Source organism: Paenibacillus sp. P5_B5, assembly GCF_056400365.1.
Genome location: NZ_JBFULK010000031.1, coordinates 1 through 18,714, shown reverse-complemented (window position 1 = coordinate 18,714; position 18,714 = coordinate 1). Strand labels below are relative to the sequence as shown.

The window sequence follows — 18,714 nt, the reverse complement described above, 5'->3', positions numbered from 1 at the left end:
GGCACTTTATTYACTTTTGTCACGATAATCGCGACTGTGGATGTTGCTGTTCCACCGTTGCCATCACTTACATTTACCGTAAAGCTATCATTACCTACATAATCTTTGTTTGGTGTATAYGTCCAACTACCGTCTGGTTTTACAACCACAGTTCCATTTGTTGGCGCAGTTCCTTCGGYATACGTTAACGTATCTCCATCTGGATCTGTTCCCACCACGTTACCTGACACTGGTGTATTTTCCGGTGTTGTTACATCATAATTTGGTATTGTTGGCACTTTATTTACTTTTTCAGTATACCCCAACCAAACAATTTGCGAAGGGTTAGATGCAGTTAGGGTGACATTTGTTGGATTAGTACCCACTTTAAGAACGTGATTAGGATACGACTTAGGTACTATTTGATAACTCTGAATATCGAGTGCTGGGTTTCCATTAACCTGGAATTCATCGTCATATAATCGCTCTGCCTTATCATGACTCTCTACGACAATGTCCTTATCATTTATTGGTTGTCCATTCGAGTTTACCTTGTAACCTTTAACAAGAATAGAACCTTTATCCAAACTAACTTTTGGTACTTCGAAATTCTTTTTCTTAGTTGTTCCAGTCGCATCTTTATAATCAATTGTGGTTAGTCCATTTGTTGGATATAACATATTTGATTTAGGGTTCTTAGCCGGATCCAGTTTCACTTTATAAGTAAGTGTAGCAGGAGCTCCTTCAACAATATTCCCCACTGTCCACTTGAAAGTCTCACTGCTCTCATCCCAGGTTATTGTGCCTTGAGAAATTGTATAGTCTGATGAGTCAAATGAAGCTCCTGTAATAAGATTAAACATTTCTCCCATTGGATCTGTAACAACTGCATCTGCTGCGGCATAGGTAACTTTACTGGCGACTTGTGTGTATACTTTCTCTAGCTCTGCACTAGTAGATTCAAAGTAACCTTTATTTTGACTATTGTTCAGAACGTAATTTGCATTCTTGTTTTTCCCAACATCTAGACCAATTGCATATATCTGAATTCCTTTATCCATTACATTTTTAGCTTCGGATATAGTACCTATACCATTATCTTCTATATTATAGTAGGTATCTTGCCATGGCCGATTTCCTTTTTTCTTTAAAAGGCTGTACTCATCATCCCAATCTAAACTGTAACCACCCGATGCATTACCATTACCAATTCTATTATTATAATCAAACTCTGAAAGTATAAAATCATGTTTACTTCCATCTTTCCACTTTACCCATGAACTATATTCTGCTGCTTTATTAGCTTTATAACTATAAGTTGGCTCCCCATCGCTTAGAAGTACGACTACTTTATTATCAGCAGTACTATCCTTTAATAATTCCCTGGCATGACGAAGACCATCTTGAATGTTCGTACCGCCATCTGCCTTTATACCATCAATTATTGTTTTAAGGGCTTCTTTACCCGAAACGCCTTCCAAGCCAGATATATCTTGAGCGTAGTAGTCAAAAGCTACAACAGCTATTTTAGATTTTGAATTTGTAGTTAACACTTTATCAACAAAGGTCTTGCCCGCCTTTTTAGCATCGGCTAATCTTCCTTTGCCATTCTCGTCGTTCTTCATACTCCCCGACCTATCAATTACAAGAACCACATCAGATCTAGTAGCCAGATTCTTACCTTCAACTTTCAAAGTAACTTCCCACTCGCCCTGAACAGCTGTAGTACTAGCTGTCTTAGTTAGGTTAATCGCACCCGGATTAGGCCAAACAAGTTCTCCACTTGGATCTGCTGATGCTTGCGTTAAAGACCCAGGCATTAAACCAATTGCCATCGCTAGAACACATAGCCACGTAACCACTCGTTTTAACTGTTGTTTCATTGTTTACATACACCTCTTCAATTTAATAATTTATAATGCCTATCCTTACCAGTAGCGTTAGCCAAAATAAAAAAGCCCGGCTACATTGTGATTTCAATGCAACCGGACTATCATTAGTCTTGCGACTAGTAGACTCCAAAGTTTTGCGACCTAACCTTTCGATTAGTGTGCCGTATGTAGTTGTCGGAATTTCACTTACAATTAAAAAAAGCCCCATTGCATTTTACGAAATCAATGCAACCGGACTATCGTTAGTCTTGCGACTAGTAGACTCCAAGGCTTTGCGACCTAACCTTTCGATTAGTGTGCCGTATTCTTTTTTACTTCCCATATTATTACAATGATTACTATATTTCTTAAAGGGGTAGTTTGTCAACCAAATTATACTAAATTATTTTATATTTCTTATTTTTATTATATATTCTCCTTTTTATATCCATAATTCCAATTAATACTCCAACCAAATCTCCAGCAATATCCCCCTTTTACAAATAAAATCCCGCTTCACATACGCAAAATATGTACACCATACATACTTTAACTTTCAAACTGCATCTGGAAGCTTTCCGGTACAATCGGTGGATTCTTTCTTCCAAGAAGGTGTAGAATCATCTGTGATACAAGCACGCCGGGCCCTAAGGCTTGTCCTACACTAATTGTCGGAATGGTTCTATCCCCGATCCACTTCGCAATTTTATCTGGCGTTGCATAGCTAGGAAGCTGTTGACTATAGGATGCCGCTGGAAACACCATTTCTTGCAGCTCTTCAGACTTAATTCCTTCTGTAATTCCTAAATATTTCTCAAGACTTTGACCATCCGGAGCAAAGGTAAGTACCGATGTCCCAAATCCAAGTGCGACTGCAGTTGTAATATACAAATTCTTCGCTCTACCTGCTTGATGTAAGGCGAGAGAGTCTGGAAATGCAAAATAATCGATTGCATCAATGACATAATCAGCTTCTTCTACGAATGCTGCTGCATTACGGCTATTTACACCTTCTGTGAAAATAACGGTCTCAAGATCAGGATTGATTGTAAGCAAGTGGTTCCGTAGGGCTTCTACCTTCGGTTGACCTACTGTTAAGTGAGTCGCTGCACACTGTCTATTAATATTCGACACATCGAATTCATCTAAATCTGCTAGTACTAGTTTGCCAATCCCCATACGAGTGAGTAGTTCTGCAGCAAAGCCACCAATACAACCACATCCCGCAATTGCAATTGTTGTATTTTGTAATTGTTCAACTTCCGACTCGGACATCACACCTAAATTACGACTGAACTGTTCTTTAATCATAAGATCACCTTTAACTGTTCTTTTTCGCCTTCAACAAAATATTCATACAAGGTAGAACGGCGCTCTTTCAAATTGGATAGACACTCCGTTAAATTCAAAGCACACGGAATGGTAGTCGAGCCGAGATATACCTTAGGTTCACCGATTACTTGGAAAGGGAACTTGAACATACGGTGCATATAGTTATATACACGTTGATCGATGCAACAAACCCAATAAGTTAGGCCTGTTTGCAGCGAATATTGCAGTACAGTTTTAATAAGACCGATTCCCACATCATGTGCAGGCATTTTTGTAAAAGCACTGATTTCGGCTACTCGATTTGGTTCCAGTTGATTTAGCTTGGCTTTATTAATATCATAAATCTCAAAATGTTTAATAGTAGGTAGTTCATCGAATTGGGAATAAATTAATCTCGTGACTCCTACAACTGTATTATCATAGGTCTGCGCCATAAAATACTTGGATGATTTCTCGTATGGATCCTCTTCGTCGTTTCTAAAAAATCCGACTTCTTCGTATCTCTGATGATGTAAGCTTATAGCCTTCTCACGGGACACGCCCTGAGCTATACCGAAATGATAGTTAGTAGAGTCCTTCATAAATTGTACGCTCCTTATGAATTTAGAATATTTTACCTTTTCTATCATAGACATACTTTCAGAAAAAAGATAGATATTAAATTTTTCTTTAAAATATTTTTAGGATAGGTATCTAGTCTATAGTTGAATAGACATAATAATGGTACAATTGACATGTAATGTTCATAATTGAGAATTGTATTTGAGAGGAAGTAGGTTATGCTAATTCCCGACAAAAAGATTTTACTAGGTACCTATTACAGAACTCATCGTGATCAGGTTAACGTAAATATATTAAAAATTTCCTTTATCTACTTATTTATAAGCGTTTTATGGAACTCGGTATTCCTTCTGTTTCACCTTCCATATTCGCGCGCATCACTCTATTTACTTGTTATTTGTTTTGTTATTTGGTTCTGTTTAGTAGCCAGTAAAAAGCTATTCTCACCTTCCTCTTATATATTGCAGCACATCGTTCTATCCTTTGTCATAATTGTCGTATGCTGTCTATATTTCGGTTCTGGTTATCGAGAGGCTTGGAGTTTCTTCCTACTGATTCCACTCATTGCCGCCTTCTATGGGGACATGCCCGTACTGCTGACCTATTCTTCAATTGGTTTGGTCTTTATGACTTTTCTAGGAGCCTTTTACCCGCTTGTTACGAATGTGTTCGATGAGATTGACATAGCTAACCGTGTGCTGCTTTACATTATCATAGGTACGTTCAGTCACCTTATATTAAGGAAAGTAAACAAGCTTTACGATACACAGGTGAACACAATTATGGAGTCGGCAGAAGTATCGGTCGAACAGGTTGTAAAATCGTTTATTATTGCAGTTGAGGCAAAGGATTTATATACTTTTGGGCATAGTGAGCGCGTAAGTAAATATGCAATAGAATTAGCCAGTACATTAGCGGTTTATCAAAATGAAAAGCAAATAAAGAGGTTACGGCTAGCTGGGCTATTGCATGATATCGGCAAGATTAACATCCCAGAGCATATATTGGCCAAGGAGGGTCCATTAACGGTTGATGAGTATGAGTTGATCAAAACACATCCCGTTGTTGGTAGCCGAATGGTTGAGAAAATATCGATTCTTGAAACCTTGAAACCAGGTGTGCTGTATCATCATGAAAAATGGGATGGAAGTGGTTATCCGAGCGGAATTAAAGGAGATCAGATTCCCCTTGAAGCTCGAATCTTAGCCATTGCTGACGTGTTTGATGCCTTGACATCGAATCGGGCTTATCGCAAAGCGATGACGGTAGATCAAGCGTATGATATTTTATATAAAGGCAGTGGTACACACTTTGATCCTAATTTAATCAATAAATTATCGATCATTAAACCCAGATGGAATCAAATATTCAAAGAAATGAATGATGAAGTGAAGGAATTCAATAAAATCACGGAGTTATTTTAACAAAAACAAGAAGAGCCCCTAAGGGCTCTTTTTGCGTCGATGTTAATCGATTTTTTTAGCTGCTTTCAACTCTCTTGTTTTTCGTTTACTGGTACTCAAGTGTCCAATTACACTAACGTGTCTTTAGCACATCCCTCCAGTTCGAATAGACAAGCTACGAAAGTTGCATCAGGTTATTGCTCACGTTGTTCAACGGAACCACACCTCTCTTGTCATCGACAGTAATAGTATCTCCCTACAAAATGATCTTATTCAACAAATTACACAATTATTTTATTTTATTTTTCCCTCAAGCGCTTAGAAGCCCTCGCCGTGATTATTACGGGAATGATTACGGTTCTTTACCTTATGGGAGCCTGATAAGGGCTCTGGGATACCTTTATTACCTTCATGAGCATTAATTTCTTCCCCTTTGGGTGATACATTAGTGGGGACTGTTTTTGGTTTGGACATGTGATCAGATCCTTTCCGAATCAGTACCTTCTATCCTTTTACTTTCTACCCTTCATGATTCAACGCATCTTGATGACGACGATCATTCGTCTGCTGCTGCCGCTGCTGATTAGCATGGGAACCAAGATCAGGATGATCCAATTCTTTGGATACATTCTTCAAGTTTTTATCGCTGCTCAAACCACATTTGCCTTTTGCCATATAGATTCCCCCTAACCGTGATGTGTCACATCATGCAAAGCTTGGGCACACTCATGAATATGACGAACATAATCGCTAATCAATCCTTGTACTTGATCCTGAGTTTCATCAATGTGAACATCGTCCTTCTCCACATCCACAAGATCAACCTTTACCTCACGAGAATCCAGATACGTGCATGCAAAATCGAACGTATACGAGCTGCGACCGGCATTTGTAATATGAATTCGCACTGCTTGATCATTCGCCTCATCGGGCCATATTTTAGCACTATCTGACGATGGCATACGTGCAGGAAGCACTCTTGCCCATTCATCTGCAAGCTGCTTTCCTGTTACTGCGGGTTTGTCCATATCTCTACACCTCCACATCCTATAAAATGTACTAGCTACACCTTTGCTATCCACGCCTCAAGGTAACAAAAAAAGCCACTCCTTGGAGTGGCCGCGGTAATTAAGATTACGTTCATTCGTTACTTTATAGTCGGTTAACTTGCTATCTCATCAACAAAAGCCTTCGTGATGCTACATCCATATACTAGCAACTACCGCTTATTCGTATGTTGCTTAATTACTTCGTAATCTGCAGCAGTATAATTTCCCATGTACCATAATGAAACACCCTGTAAACCATAGAACTTAGCAAGCCATATCTTTTGTTCAATACTTTGCCCATTCTCATACCAGATTTCATGACTACCACGATCATCTTGGAATGTGATTTTATTCAAGAACGAAGGTGCTACGAATTCCACCTTACTACCTGGCATCTTCGCCCGCTCCTCAACTAGCTTAATTGCAGGCTGCTCAGATACCACTGTTCCATCAGAACGCGTAATCCACTGATTGGCTTGCTTAGAAATTCCGAGTACCAGCTTTTCTTTGGGTATACTCTTAAGTGCAGTCTGGATAGCTTCATTCACCAGTGGCAATGGAGCCGAAGGCAGCTTACTTTCCATATGCGTGTAATCATAAGCCATTACAATAACCTGATCAGCTATTGAACCAATTGCCTTTAGATCGTAACCTTTGTACCAATCCGTTGGCGGAACTGCTACTGACATCGTCAGCCCATTAAGATTCTGCTTTAGAGCTTGCAAGAAGGCTGTATAAGCCGCTTGCTCCGATTGTTGCATTAATCCCTCGAAATCAACTGAAACACCTGTAAACCCATAAGGATTCTTCGTCAGTGCATCTTTAGTTGACTTAATAAAAGCTGCTTGTGCAGGTGCATCGAGGAGAAACTTACTTAATTGACCATCCTTATTATTCGCAAAAATATTCAACTCTTTACGGACCTTATTCTGATCCGCAATCTGAATAGCCGATTCCCATCCGCTTGGAACAGCGTATTCTCCTGTTTTCATGTTCAAGGATGCTTGACCATTAGCTGTATAGGACAACTCCGACCAGCCAAACTTCACATCATTTAATAGACTCATTTGATCCACTTGTTTAAACGATTCAATCGCATAGTAACCTATGCCTGATAACTGCACATATGTAATTCGTTCATTAATGACGCGTTCAATAATTGCCGCTGCTTCTTTGCGTGTTAAAGATGCTTTAGGGCGAAACTCGCCTGTTGCATCACCAATCATAATACCTAATGAAGATGTATAGTAAAGAAACTCTTGATAGCTTGAATGGATGCTACTAGCATCGACAAACTTCCGTTTATCCTGCTCAGCCTTCCACCCAGCATCAGTCCATTGCTTACGCTCTTGATCTGTCATAGATTGAAGCAGTAATCGACCTGTAAGAACAGCTACTTCCTCTCTAGTAATCTCGTTGCTAGGATGAAATTGATCTTTCTCAATCATAAAATCTATTAATCCATCATTATATGCACGTTTGATATAGGCATATGACCAGCGAGAAGGATCGGCCATATCTTGTAGATTCATATCTTTGAGGCTTTGTGAATCAGTAGGTATAGAAGCCATTAGCATTTTGACGAAAGCTTCTCTTGTAAGAGCACCATTCCCTTTAAACGTCCCATCCCCATTACCTGAAATCACACCTAGAGCCGAAAGCTTATAAATACTATTCGTTGCCCAATCATCCTTCACATCCGAATAAGGCTGCATTTGTCCACTATACGCAAACACACTCCCTATACCTGTACAGAGCATCATCGTAATAGCGAGTACTGATATCTTCTTGAACATGTTCATTCCTCCTTAAATACCGAATCTATCAAATTATACCAAACTTGTGTTTGATAGGGTATATTTCTATCACTAGTTCTAGGTGAAACGCTTATACTTTCTGATTCATAGAAAAAGCCACCCAAGGGTGGCTTTTGAGTTGATTCAATAAAATAGTTGCAACTATTTAGTAACGACTACGATAACTTGCGTAGTCTTCCCAGCGTATTTAACTGTGATCGTTGCTCTACCTACTCCATGAGCTTTGATTTTGCCATCTTTCACATCTGCTACTAATAGCTTGGAAGTTGTCCAAAGAGCAGGAGTGGAAACATCCGTAAAACTATTATCCAAGTAAGTAGCCGTTGCATAGACTTGTTGCGACTCTCCAACCTTCATTTCTAGCTTAACATGATCCGTTTTGAGATATTTAAGTTGATCTACTTCAACAGGTATTGAAATACTCTTACTACCGTACTTTGCAGTAACGGTTGTTTTGCCATACCCAATTCCCGATACAGCGCCTTTGTCAACATCAGCAATCTTATAGGAAGATGCTTTCCATTCAGCATCCTTCGCAACTAGCTTATCTACTCTACCGCCAGAGAAAGTAGCTGTTAACTCCACATTCACTTGCTCGCCTGATTTAAGTTTAAGGAAACGTACATTAGCTTCAAGCTTTTCTAGAATCTCAACTTCTACTGAAATAGTGACAGACTTACCACCGTACTTTGCAGTGATGGTTGACTTACCACTCTTAAGTGCAGTAAGTGTCCCTTTGGATACATCAACAACACTTGATGAACTCGAGGTCCACTCTGCTTGCTCTGTTATATATGCACTATCATTTAGACTAATCTTCTTAACCTGATTAATTTCCATGAAGACAACTCGATCACTTGCTGTTAACGATTCAGTCGTGTCCACTTCAACAGGAATCTTAACCGTTTTATTACCGAACGAAACTGTAATTTCCGCTTTACCTGAACCTACAGCCTTTACCTTACCTTCTGAATCTACTTGTGCAACCTTTGATTCTGCAGGTGTCCATGTAGCAAGATCAGTTACATCCTTCGTTGTTTTATCTGTATACTCAACATTCACCTTTAGATTTACAGTATCATTTTTTTTCATAATTAACTTATCAACTGCAGCATTACTAATACTATCTTTACTTACTGTTAAACTTTTGACCACACCAACGGATACAGGAATCGTAGTTGTACGAGTACCAAACTTAGCTGTAATCGTAGCAGCACCTGTTGCAACACCAGTAATATTACCTTTACGTACCTCTGCCACTGTTGCTGCGCTTGAAGACCACTCAGCTTGATCCGTAATAGTTTCTTCACGTGTATTACTACCTTCGCCATAAATTGCTTTTAATATTAGTTGCTCCGTACCACCGATTTGAAGATCTACTGATGTCACGGTTGCAGTTATTTTTCTTGGAATATCAACATCAACACGAATCGCAACTGATTTGCCCGCATAGTTAGCTGTAACAGTTACCTCACCAGCTTTGTGAGCCTTGAGCTTTCCTTGGTATACAGTAGCAATTGAATCATCACTTGATGACCATTCGGCTTTATCCGTTACAACTTGTTTTGTGCTGTTTGCATAAAATGCAGTAACTTTAAGTAGCTTTTCTGTCGTATCCTTCACACTAACCGATATATAATCTTCTTCTGCCTCTAATCGTCTCGGCACTTCAACATCAATCGTTGCACTTACGGATTTATCCCCATATGTAGCTGTAATGGTTACTTCACCAGGTTTATAAGCAACTACCGTTCCTTTAGAAACAGAGGCAATTGCTTTATCGCTTGATGACCATTCTGCTTTCTCCGTAATGATTTCTGAACTACTTTCATAAAAAGCTGTCAGTTTAAGCTTCTTAGGATCATCTTTAATTAACATGAAAACATTCTGTTGATCTAATTCGATCTTCATTGTGGTATCTACATCGACTTTAATAGTCGCTGTTTTGGTTCCATATTTCGCAGTTATTGTTGCTTCACCAGCGCTATATGCTTTGATGACACCATTAATCGCATCAGCCACTGCTTCATTATCTGAGGACCATTCAGCTTTCTTAGCTACATCCTCGATTTTATTATCTTGAAAAGTTGCATTTAACTCAATGGTTTCTGAATCTTTTTTATCTTGAAGGAGAAGTGAGATTTTAGATTTAGATGGGTCGAGTCTTCTTACGATTTCCACATTTACAGGAATTGTAACGGTTTGTTTACCATACTTAGCTGTTACAACTGCTGTGCCTGAGCTTTGACCAGTAATTTTACCATTTAAAACAGTTGCGATAGCTTGATTATCTACCGTCCATTGTGCCTTATCTGTTACAACAACTGGTGTACCTTCCTCATAGGAAGCTGTTAGGGTTACCTGAACTCCATTATCTACACCTGTTCGGATATTAATATTCTGTTTATCCGTAGTTAATATCTTAACCTTCTTAAGAACATCTACGCTTACGTTAACTGATTTACCTAGGTAGTTAGCAACTACCGTAACCTTGCCTTCCTTCTTACCTCTAATCGTCCCAGCATAGACAGTGGCTATTTCGGCATCAGCACTAGACCAAGTTGTTTTGATTGTTACATCCTCAGTCTTACCACTTACATAGATAGCCGTTGCTGTAAGATTCTGATAATCACCGGTCTCGACCGTAACCTCATTCTGAGAAAGCACTAATTGAGAAATTTCCTCTGCAGCCGCTGCGCTGCCTATTGTTCCAAAGCCACTAGATAATAAAACTACCATACAAAGAAAAACGGATATAAACTTCTTCATTATTACCCTCCATACTGCATTGATTTTAATATATGATATTGTCGTTTTTTCCCGAAAAAGTCTCACCCCTCTTATATCGGTTGTCTCACCTCATAACTTTAGAGTTAGCCGTAATGATGTGAATTGAACGAATATACAAATAGTTACCACTTCTTATAACGATACATTTCGACGAAATGTTACTTCATTCTATAAAAAAATAGGACAGGCCTCATAATCGAGATCTGCCCTAATAAACCAAAACCTGTCTAATATGATTCATACCATTTCTAGAATGACTAATGTATTTGAACATAACCTGACTAGCTAACTCCTTCAGATCGTTCTGTTCAATCAAATAAATAGATGTAAATGAACTCAGGATCACTAAAAATTTATTGAATAAAATCAATCCCCCGGCTCAACCCTTCGTTATAGAATTTATGACAGACGACTTAAGATATACAATAAAAGTTCCTCGATACAACAAAAGAAAGCGATCCTATTGGATCGCTTTCTTCATCTTACAGTACAGAGAGGGTGGGATTCGAACCCACGGTACCCTCACAGGTACGGCGGTTTTCAAGACCGCTGCCTTAAACCACTCGACCACCTCTCCAAGGTAGGCACGAAGACTAACTAAGCGTTGTCCTCGTGCAGTGACAAAAATGAGTATAGCACATAACTACGTACAATGACAACACTCATTCAATAAAAAATAACGTTAATTTTTACCAGTCATTATTAGGCCCAATATTGACTAGCGTTTAGCAATCACTTTCACGCCGCCCATGTAAGGTACGAGTACATCCGGAATAACAATCGCGCCATCAGCTTGCTGATAGTTCTCAATAATTGCCGCAACTGTACGTCCTACTGCAAGACCAGAACCGTTCAACGTGTGTACAAACTCTGGTTTAGCTTTCGCATCCGGACGGAAACGAATACTTGCACGACGAGCTTGGAAGTCCTCAAAGTTGGAACATGAGGAAATCTCACGATAACAGCCTTGACTTGGCAACCATACCTCTAGGTCATACGTTTTAGCCGATGTAAAGCCCAGATCAGCCGTACACAGCGACATAACACGGTATGGTAGACCTAGCTTACGCAGCACAGTCTCTGCGTTGTCTGTAAGCTTCTCAAGCTCTGCGTATGAATCCTCTGGCTTAACAAGCTTCACCAGCTCAACTTTGTTAAACTGATGTTGACGAATTAGACCACGTGTATCGCGGCCTGCTGAACCGGCTTCAGAGCGGAAGCATGCGCTGAACGCTACGAAGTTCACTGGCAGCTGAGCCGCAGTTAGAATATCGTCACGGTAGTAGTTCGTCACCGGAACCTCGGCTGTCGGTATCATGTAATAGTCCGAGTCACCTTCTATTTTGAATACATCTTCTTCAAACTTCGGTAACTGCCCAGTTCCAGTAAGCGAATCACGGTTCACAAGGTAAGGTGGTAAGATTTCCTCATACCCATGCTCACCACTGTGTAAATCCATCATAAAGTTCATTAGAGCCCGTTCTAGACGCGCACCTAACCCCTTATAGAATACAAAGCGAGATCCTGTTACCTTCGCTGCGGCTTCGAAATCAAGAATGCCAAGCTCTTGGGCAATTTCCCAGTGTGGCTTAGGTTCGAAGCTAAATTCAGGAGTCTCTCCATCACGCCTGATCTCAACATTGTCGTCTTCAGATGAACCAACAGGCACGCTTTCATGTGGAATATTTGGAATCGAGAGTAGAATCATTTGTAGCTTATCTTCAACTACACGGATCTCGTCATCAAGTTCCTTAATGCGATCACCAACGCCCTTCATTTCGGCAATTAGTTCATCAGCATTCTCTCCAGCACGTTTGCGTTGTGCAACTTCCTGTGACACCATATTCCGGCGATTCTTAAGAGATTCAGTCTCTTGTAATAACTCCCTACGCTTAACATCTAATTCTGCAAACAACTCAATTTCGGGGTATGTCTTGCCGCGATTACTCATCGCAACCTTTACAGCTTCAAGATTACTTCTTAATATTTTTACATCAAACAAGGAGATTCTCCTCCTAAACTTAGTCAACTAATTTTGTCTAGTACCATCATTATATAGAGTATATCAAACCTCAAACCTTTTATTGCTTTGCCATATCCAAGAAATAGCGATGCATCCGATAATCATCGGTCAACTCAGGATGGAATGATGCCGCTAATAAGTTACCTTCGCGAGCAGCAACAATCTGTCCATCATGCGTCGCTAGAACATCTACTCCTGAACCAATCGATTCAATTAATGGCGCTCGGATAAATACAGCTTGGACTTTCTCCTCTATCCCTTTAATGGATAAACTTGTCTCAAAGCTCTCACGCTGCCTACCGAACGCATTACGTGCTACTTTCATATTCATTAATCCAAGATGCGGTTCTTCACCACTTGAAATCTCATGAGCAAGTAGAATCATGCCTGCACAGGTACCAAAAATCGGTTTACCTGCAGCCGCGAATGACTGGAGCCCTTCGATAAAACCGTATAAACGCATTAACTTGCCAATGGCTGTACTTTCTCCACCAGGCAGAATAATTCCGCTTAGTTCATCCAGTTGCTCCGTCTTCTTCACAGCAACGCCTTCAGCGCCTGCTACCTCGATTAAGCGAATATGCTCCGCAACAGCACCTTGTAACGCAAGTACCCCTATCTTCATCGCCCAGAACCTGCCTTACCAGCCACGCTCTTGCATACGCTCAGATGCAGCAAGTTTGGAGATTTCAATACCCTTCATCGGTGCACCAAGGTTCTTCGATACTTCAGTGATCAACTTATAATCCGTATAGTGTGTTGTTGCCTGTACAATTGCTCTAGCGAATTTCTCAGGATTATCGGATTTGAAAATACCAGATCCTACAAATACACCATCAGAGCCTAAATGCATCATAAGAGCTGCGTCAGATGGAGTTGCTACCCCGCCCGCTGCAAAGTTTACGACTGGCAATTTACCAGTTTGATGTACTTCAAGTAATAATTCATATGGTGCGCCTAAGTTCTTAGCTTCAGCCATTAATTCATCCTTGCTCATCGCTTGGACTTTACGGATCTGAGATACCATTTGACGCATATGACGAACAGCTTCTACAATGTTACCTGTTCCTGGCTCGCCTTTGGTACGAATCATGGATGCACCTTCACCAATACGACGAAGCGCTTCTCCAAGATCACGTGCACCACATACGAATGGAACGGTAAAAGAATTCTTGTCAATGTGGAACACTTCATCAGCAGGAGTCAATACTTCGCTCTCATCGATGTAATCAACACCCATGGACTCAAGTACTTTTGCCTCCACATAATGCCCGATTCTTGCTTTCGCCATAACAGGAATGGATACAACTTTCATAACTTCTTCCATGATAACTGGATCACACATACGTGCAACGCCACCAGCTGCGCGAATATCAGACGGTACTCTCTCAAGTGCCATTACTGCAACTGCACCTGCTGCTTCAGCGATTTTTGCCTGCTCAGCATTCATGACGTCCATGATGACGCCACCTTTTTGCATTTCAGCCATACCTCTTTTTACACGTGTTGTACCAGTTTCCATTATATTATCCTCCCCTTCATCTACTGATCTCATATATTCAGAATCCGTATATTGGAACTTCTAATCGTTCATTTTACAGGATGCTTAGTGGTTATACAACCCATTTGTAAGATGTGGAGGTCCGGATAGGCCCGTATTAGAACAGGTTAACAATACTATCAAACAAACCTACGAAGAATTCTTTAATACCGCGGAAAATCATTCTCCACCAGCTTGCCTTCTCCACATCTTCCGCCGCTACCAAATCAACAGTTTGTGAAATGTCACCTGAAGCACTCTTATAAGTGTAAGTAGCAGTACCTAACGTATCGCCACGTTTAATTGGAGCAATACGCTTCTCTGCAGCAATTGCTTCTGCTTTAACTTCTAAAGTAGGTTTTTCACCCTTCTGTACAATGAAATCAAGTCCATTTTTCGTTACAACTGGAACTTGAAGCTCAACACCTTTTTTCAAATCAACCGTTTTTAGGGATTCAACTTCCGCTTTAGCATCAACTAACTTCTTGAATTCAAAATTATTAAATCCATAATCCATCAGCTTGGCTGTTTCAACAAAACGTTGATTTTTACCCGGTACCTTACCTGAAGTATCTGTACCCATTACAACTGAGATTAGACGCATGCCATTACGTTCAGCAGTACCTGTGAAACAATAGCCAGCAGCTGTTGTATAACCTGTTTTGAGTCCATCCATACCTTGATAAGCAAACTGTTTCAAAGAACTTCTGTCTTTAAAGCCTTCTAACATATAGTTAAAATTAAGCATTTCAGTCGTATCAGTCTCACGTAGCTTACGGGAAGTTACACTTGCAAAATCTAATATCTCAGGATGATCTAATAACAATCTACGAGCCAACGTTGCTGTATCGCGTGCTGTCATCTGATTCTCACCCTGTAATGACTTAGGAGCAAATTCGCCTAAATCTACACGATTTAGTCCTGTTGAATTCATGAAGTGAGTTTTGTCTGACATACCAAGTTCTTTTGCTTTAGCATTCATCATGTTAGCAAAATTCTCTTCATTTCCTCCAACTGCTTCCGCCAAAGAGATCGTACCATCATTACCAGAGTAAATAGACATGAGAGCGAACATATCTTTTAAAGGAAGCTTCTCACCCTCAGCAACTAATTGACCAGACCCAGGTACATGCGCTGCATATTTAGTAGTCGTAATTTCTTGATCCCAAGTAAACTTACCACTCTTGATTGCATCCAACACCAGATATTCTGTCATCATCTTCGTCATTGACGCTGGTTCACGTGCTTCATCCGCATTGAACTCAAATAACACCTTACCAGTCGTAGCTTCAATTAGAATAGCTGACTTAGCCGTTTCCAGTGTAGGACCACCAGTCGTTTCTGCTTGAACAGATGACATATTTATATTAAAAAAGGCCATTTGTAATATCCCAATCATCAACACCCATGCTACTTTCTTCTTCCACCTATTCAACAAAACCACTTCATCACTCTCCTCATATTTGTATATAACTTGTGAGACTGTAGGACTACCCTATCTAGCTACAACCGTCTCTACTTGTTGCAATAACACCTATTTTAACATACTGTGACATACAAAAAAAGAAAACAAAGGCTATCACTAGCCCCTGCTTTCTTGCTTCAATAGCATTACTCGACTATAGCGAGTAGTTAGGTGCTTCCTTCGTAATCTGTACATCATGCGGATGACTTTCTCTTAAACCAGCACCCGTAATCCGAATGAATTGAGCCTCATTCATCAACTCTTGTAAATTACGTGTACCACATAGACCCATACCTGAGCGAAGACCACCGATTAGTTGGAAAATGATTTCAGCAACTGTACCTTTATAAGCTACACGGCCTTCAATTCCCTCTGGTACAAGCTTCGTCTCGCCTTCTTGGAAGTAACGGTCCTTAGATCCAGCTTTCATTGCACCAATGGAGCCCATACCACGATACACTTTATATCGACGTCCTTGGAAAATTTCTGATTCCCCTGGACTCTCCTCAGTACCTGCGAACATGCTACCTAGCATTACTGCACTTGCACCAGCTGCAATTGCTTTCGTGATATCTCCTGAGTACTTAATACCGCCGTCTGCAATAATTGGAACATTATATTCACGAGCAACTGTAGCACAGTCATAAATTGCAGTAATCTGAGGTACACCAACACCTGCAATAATACGGGTTGTACAAATTGACCCAGGGCCAATTCCGACTTTAACGATAGAAGCTCCAGCCTTGATTAGGTCACGTGTACCTTCACCAGTTGCCACATTACCAGCAATGATTACAAGATCAGGATAAGCCTCACGAATTTGTTTCACTGTATTTAGAATGTTAATATGTTGGCCATGTGATGAATCGATAACAACAACATCAATTCCTGCTTCAACTAATGCTTGTGTGCGCTCCATTACATCTTTGGATACACCAACTGCTGCACCAACCACTAGACGTCCAAATTGATCTTTAGCGGCATTCGGATATTGAATCGCCTTCTCAATATCTTTAATCGTAATAAGACCTTTTAACTGATTTGCCTCGTCTACAAGTGGAAGCTTCTCAATTTTATATTTCTGAAGAATAACTTCTGCTTCTTGAAGAGTTGTACCTACTGGAGCTGTAATTAAATTCTCATGTGTCATTACATCTTTAATAGGTGTGGAGAACTCATGAATGAATCTTAAGTCACGGTTTGTTAAAATACCAACTAATTGATTTTCCTTATTTACAATGGGAACACCTGAAATCCGGTACTTGGACATTAGTGCTTCAGCATCATAAACTTGATGATCAGGTGTTAGAGAAAATGGATTCGTAATAACGCCACTTTCCGATCGCTTAACCCGATCTACCTCTTCAGCTTGTTGTGCGATCGACATATTTTTATGGATAATTCCAATTCCACCCTCACGTGCAATCCCTATCGCTAACTTCGATTCAGTTACTGTATCCATAGCGGATGAGATAAAAGGAATATTTAACTTTAGATTCGGGCCCAGTTTAACGGATATATCTATCTCTTTACCGAAAACTTCCGATTTATTAGGTACGAGTAAAACGTCATCAAATGTTAAGCCCTCTTTGTTGAATTTACTTTCCCACACAGTATAGTTCCCCCTTATAGTATTATTTCAAGCGTCTCAGGGCTTGTTGCCCTGTAATTTCCGAACATATTAGTGCCTATCTTATCAAAAGGGCTTTTTGAGTGTCAAGTACATACACGATTGTAACTCCATAGTTCACACAAGCTTCTAATCTGCCACTTGTTTAGACTTGTATTAACTTGTTTTGACGTGAATTGACTTGCCTAGAGCAGGTTTAAACACGAATAGTGTTAGTATTCATTAAATAATGGTTCTCATACAAAGCATCTTATATTCGTTTATACTGAGTCATCCAGGCGGTTTGCGTTATATGGTCATACGTGCGACATATACCATAAGAACATAAGTTACTAATTTTTTTGTGATCATAGCTGTAAAAAAGAATCCATCGTTAGCAATGAGTAGTGGCTTAAGGATTTTGCAGGTTTATTTGTAGGTCAGCTATTCAGAAAAGTCCAACTCCCCTCAGACAGTTCACTTTTCGGCAGCCTGTGAGCCTGCGAAAATTACATTTCACTATCTACTATTTAGGACAAATGATTCTTTGGCTTAAATACCAACCTTTGCCTGTATTCCATACATTCAAAATAATCCTTTAGCTCGATAATTTACTTTAGACTGCACTCCATACATCCAAAAGAGCTTGAAACACCAAAATAGTGACAACTGTTCCGATTAGATTGTACATTTTGCAGTCAAATGCCTAAACATCGACTTCCATTTAGGTTTTGAATGTATGAAGTGCAAGCAAAAGTAACTAGTGTCGATCTGCTTTAGGAATTCGAATTGACTCCACCATTTGTAACAACACATTCTCAAAATAACATACATCTGAAATCTAACTCACTAAACAAAATACACTAAAGAATAAGTACGAGTAATCACGATTCATTTTCAATACCTCGAAACTAATACCTAAATATTCATTAGCTATAAGTCTCCCAGAAATTAACCTCTAAGAAAGGAGGTTCTTGTAAAGATCTAGAAGGTAACTGCAAAAATGTAACAAAGCACTGAGCAGAAAATCTTCCAATATTCGTTCAACTACATTCATACTTAGTTCAATTACTGCCTTAGATAAACCTAATAGTCCCTTAAATCGGGGTTTCTGAACAACAAAAAACCACTATTCATAATCGAATAGTGGCTTACAGTTGCTTGGCAACGTCCTACTCTCCCAGGACCCTTCGGTCCAAGTACCATCGGCGCTGGAAGGCTTAACGGTCGTGTTCGGGATGGGTACGCGTGGTTCCCTTCCGCCATCGTCACCAA

General features: G+C 39.9%; 14 protein-coding genes, 1 tRNA gene, 1 rRNA gene and 2 riboswitches. Of the genes, 1 reads left to right on the top strand and 15 read right to left on the bottom strand.

What is annotated here, in order from left to right; all coding sequences use genetic code 11:
- The 3 genes from AC1DOK_RS23825 to AC1DOK_RS23815 all read right to left on the bottom strand — a co-directional run.
- Positions 1-1,862: Ig-like domain-containing protein (locus tag AC1DOK_RS23825; RefSeq protein WP_477556779.1), on the bottom strand; the 1,862-nt coding region annotated here is incomplete at its 3' end.
- Between the two features lie 94 nt (positions 1,863-1,956).
- Positions 1,957-2,044, bottom strand: a riboswitch (cyclic di-GMP riboswitch).
- 50 nt (positions 2,045-2,094) lie between these two features.
- Positions 2,095-2,182: riboswitch (cyclic di-GMP riboswitch) on the bottom strand.
- Between the two features lie 217 nt (positions 2,183-2,399).
- The gene (locus AC1DOK_RS23820; RefSeq protein ID WP_477556778.1) at positions 2,400-3,161 is read right to left on the bottom strand and encodes a ThiF family adenylyltransferase; all 762 of its coding nucleotides are present in this window, start codon (positions 3,159-3,161) and stop codon (positions 2,400-2,402) included.
- Complete coding sequence (locus AC1DOK_RS23815) at positions 3,158-3,763, bottom strand: N-acyl amino acid synthase FeeM domain-containing protein (protein ID WP_477556777.1); 606 nt, start codon at positions 3,761-3,763, stop codon at positions 3,158-3,160. The genes AC1DOK_RS23820 and AC1DOK_RS23815 overlap by 4 nt, the downstream gene beginning before the upstream one ends.
- A gap of 198 nt (positions 3,764-3,961) precedes the next feature.
- On the opposite strand from AC1DOK_RS23815, the gene AC1DOK_RS23810 reads away from it, so the two are divergent.
- Complete coding sequence (locus AC1DOK_RS23810) at positions 3,962-5,167, top strand: HD-GYP domain-containing protein (protein ID WP_477556776.1); 1,206 nt, start codon at positions 3,962-3,964, stop codon at positions 5,165-5,167.
- Between the two features lie 297 nt (positions 5,168-5,464).
- On the opposite strand, the gene AC1DOK_RS23805 is transcribed toward AC1DOK_RS23810, so the two are convergent.
- The 12 genes from AC1DOK_RS23805 to rrf form a co-directional block, all read right to left on the bottom strand.
- Entirely contained in the window at positions 5,465-5,620 is a 156-nt protein-coding gene (locus AC1DOK_RS23805; protein WP_477556775.1) for a small acid-soluble spore protein P, read from the bottom strand.
- Positions 5,621-5,665: 45 nt separating this feature from the next.
- Positions 5,666-5,821, bottom strand: a complete 156-nt coding sequence (locus tag AC1DOK_RS23800; RefSeq protein WP_477556774.1) for a hypothetical protein — start codon at positions 5,819-5,821, stop codon at positions 5,666-5,668.
- 11 nt (positions 5,822-5,832) lie between these two features.
- Positions 5,833-6,174: a hypothetical protein gene (locus tag AC1DOK_RS23795; protein WP_477556773.1), complete on the bottom strand. Its 342-nt coding sequence runs from the start codon at positions 6,172-6,174 to the stop codon at positions 5,833-5,835.
- Positions 6,175-6,365: 191 nt separating this feature from the next.
- On the bottom strand, positions 6,366-7,991 hold the full coding sequence (locus AC1DOK_RS23790; protein ID WP_477556772.1) for an S-layer homology domain-containing protein: 1,626 nt from the start codon (positions 7,989-7,991) through the stop codon (positions 6,366-6,368).
- Between the two features lie 162 nt (positions 7,992-8,153).
- Positions 8,154-10,781 carry an Ig-like domain-containing protein gene (locus AC1DOK_RS23785; RefSeq protein ID WP_477556771.1) on the bottom strand — a complete coding sequence of 876 codons (2,628 nt, stop codon included), beginning with the start codon at positions 10,779-10,781 and terminating at the stop codon, positions 8,154-8,156.
- Positions 10,782-11,292: 511 nt separating this feature from the next.
- Positions 11,293-11,379: transfer RNA gene (locus tag AC1DOK_RS23780), tRNA-Ser, on the bottom strand.
- A 141-nt stretch (positions 11,380-11,520) separates the two neighbouring features.
- Entirely contained in the window at positions 11,521-12,804 is a 1,284-nt protein-coding gene (gene serS, locus AC1DOK_RS23775; RefSeq protein WP_477556770.1) for a serine--tRNA ligase, read from the bottom strand.
- Between the two features lie 79 nt (positions 12,805-12,883).
- A complete protein-coding gene (gene pdxT, locus AC1DOK_RS23770; RefSeq protein WP_477556769.1) occupies positions 12,884-13,450 on the bottom strand; it encodes a pyridoxal 5'-phosphate synthase glutaminase subunit PdxT in 567 nt (188 codons plus the stop codon).
- A 15-nt stretch (positions 13,451-13,465) separates the two neighbouring features.
- A complete protein-coding gene (gene pdxS, locus AC1DOK_RS23765; RefSeq protein ID WP_477556780.1) occupies positions 13,466-14,350 on the bottom strand; it encodes a pyridoxal 5'-phosphate synthase lyase subunit PdxS in 885 nt (294 codons plus the stop codon).
- A 133-nt stretch (positions 14,351-14,483) separates the two neighbouring features.
- A complete protein-coding gene (locus tag AC1DOK_RS23760; RefSeq protein ID WP_477556768.1) occupies positions 14,484-15,809 on the bottom strand; it encodes a D-alanyl-D-alanine carboxypeptidase family protein in 1,326 nt (441 codons plus the stop codon).
- 175 nt (positions 15,810-15,984) lie between these two features.
- Positions 15,985-17,442: an IMP dehydrogenase gene (gene guaB, locus AC1DOK_RS23755; RefSeq protein WP_477556767.1), complete on the bottom strand. Its 1,458-nt coding sequence runs from the start codon at positions 17,440-17,442 to the stop codon at positions 15,985-15,987.
- A gap of 1,156 nt (positions 17,443-18,598) precedes the next feature.
- Positions 18,599-18,714, bottom strand: a 5S ribosomal RNA gene (gene rrf, locus AC1DOK_RS23750).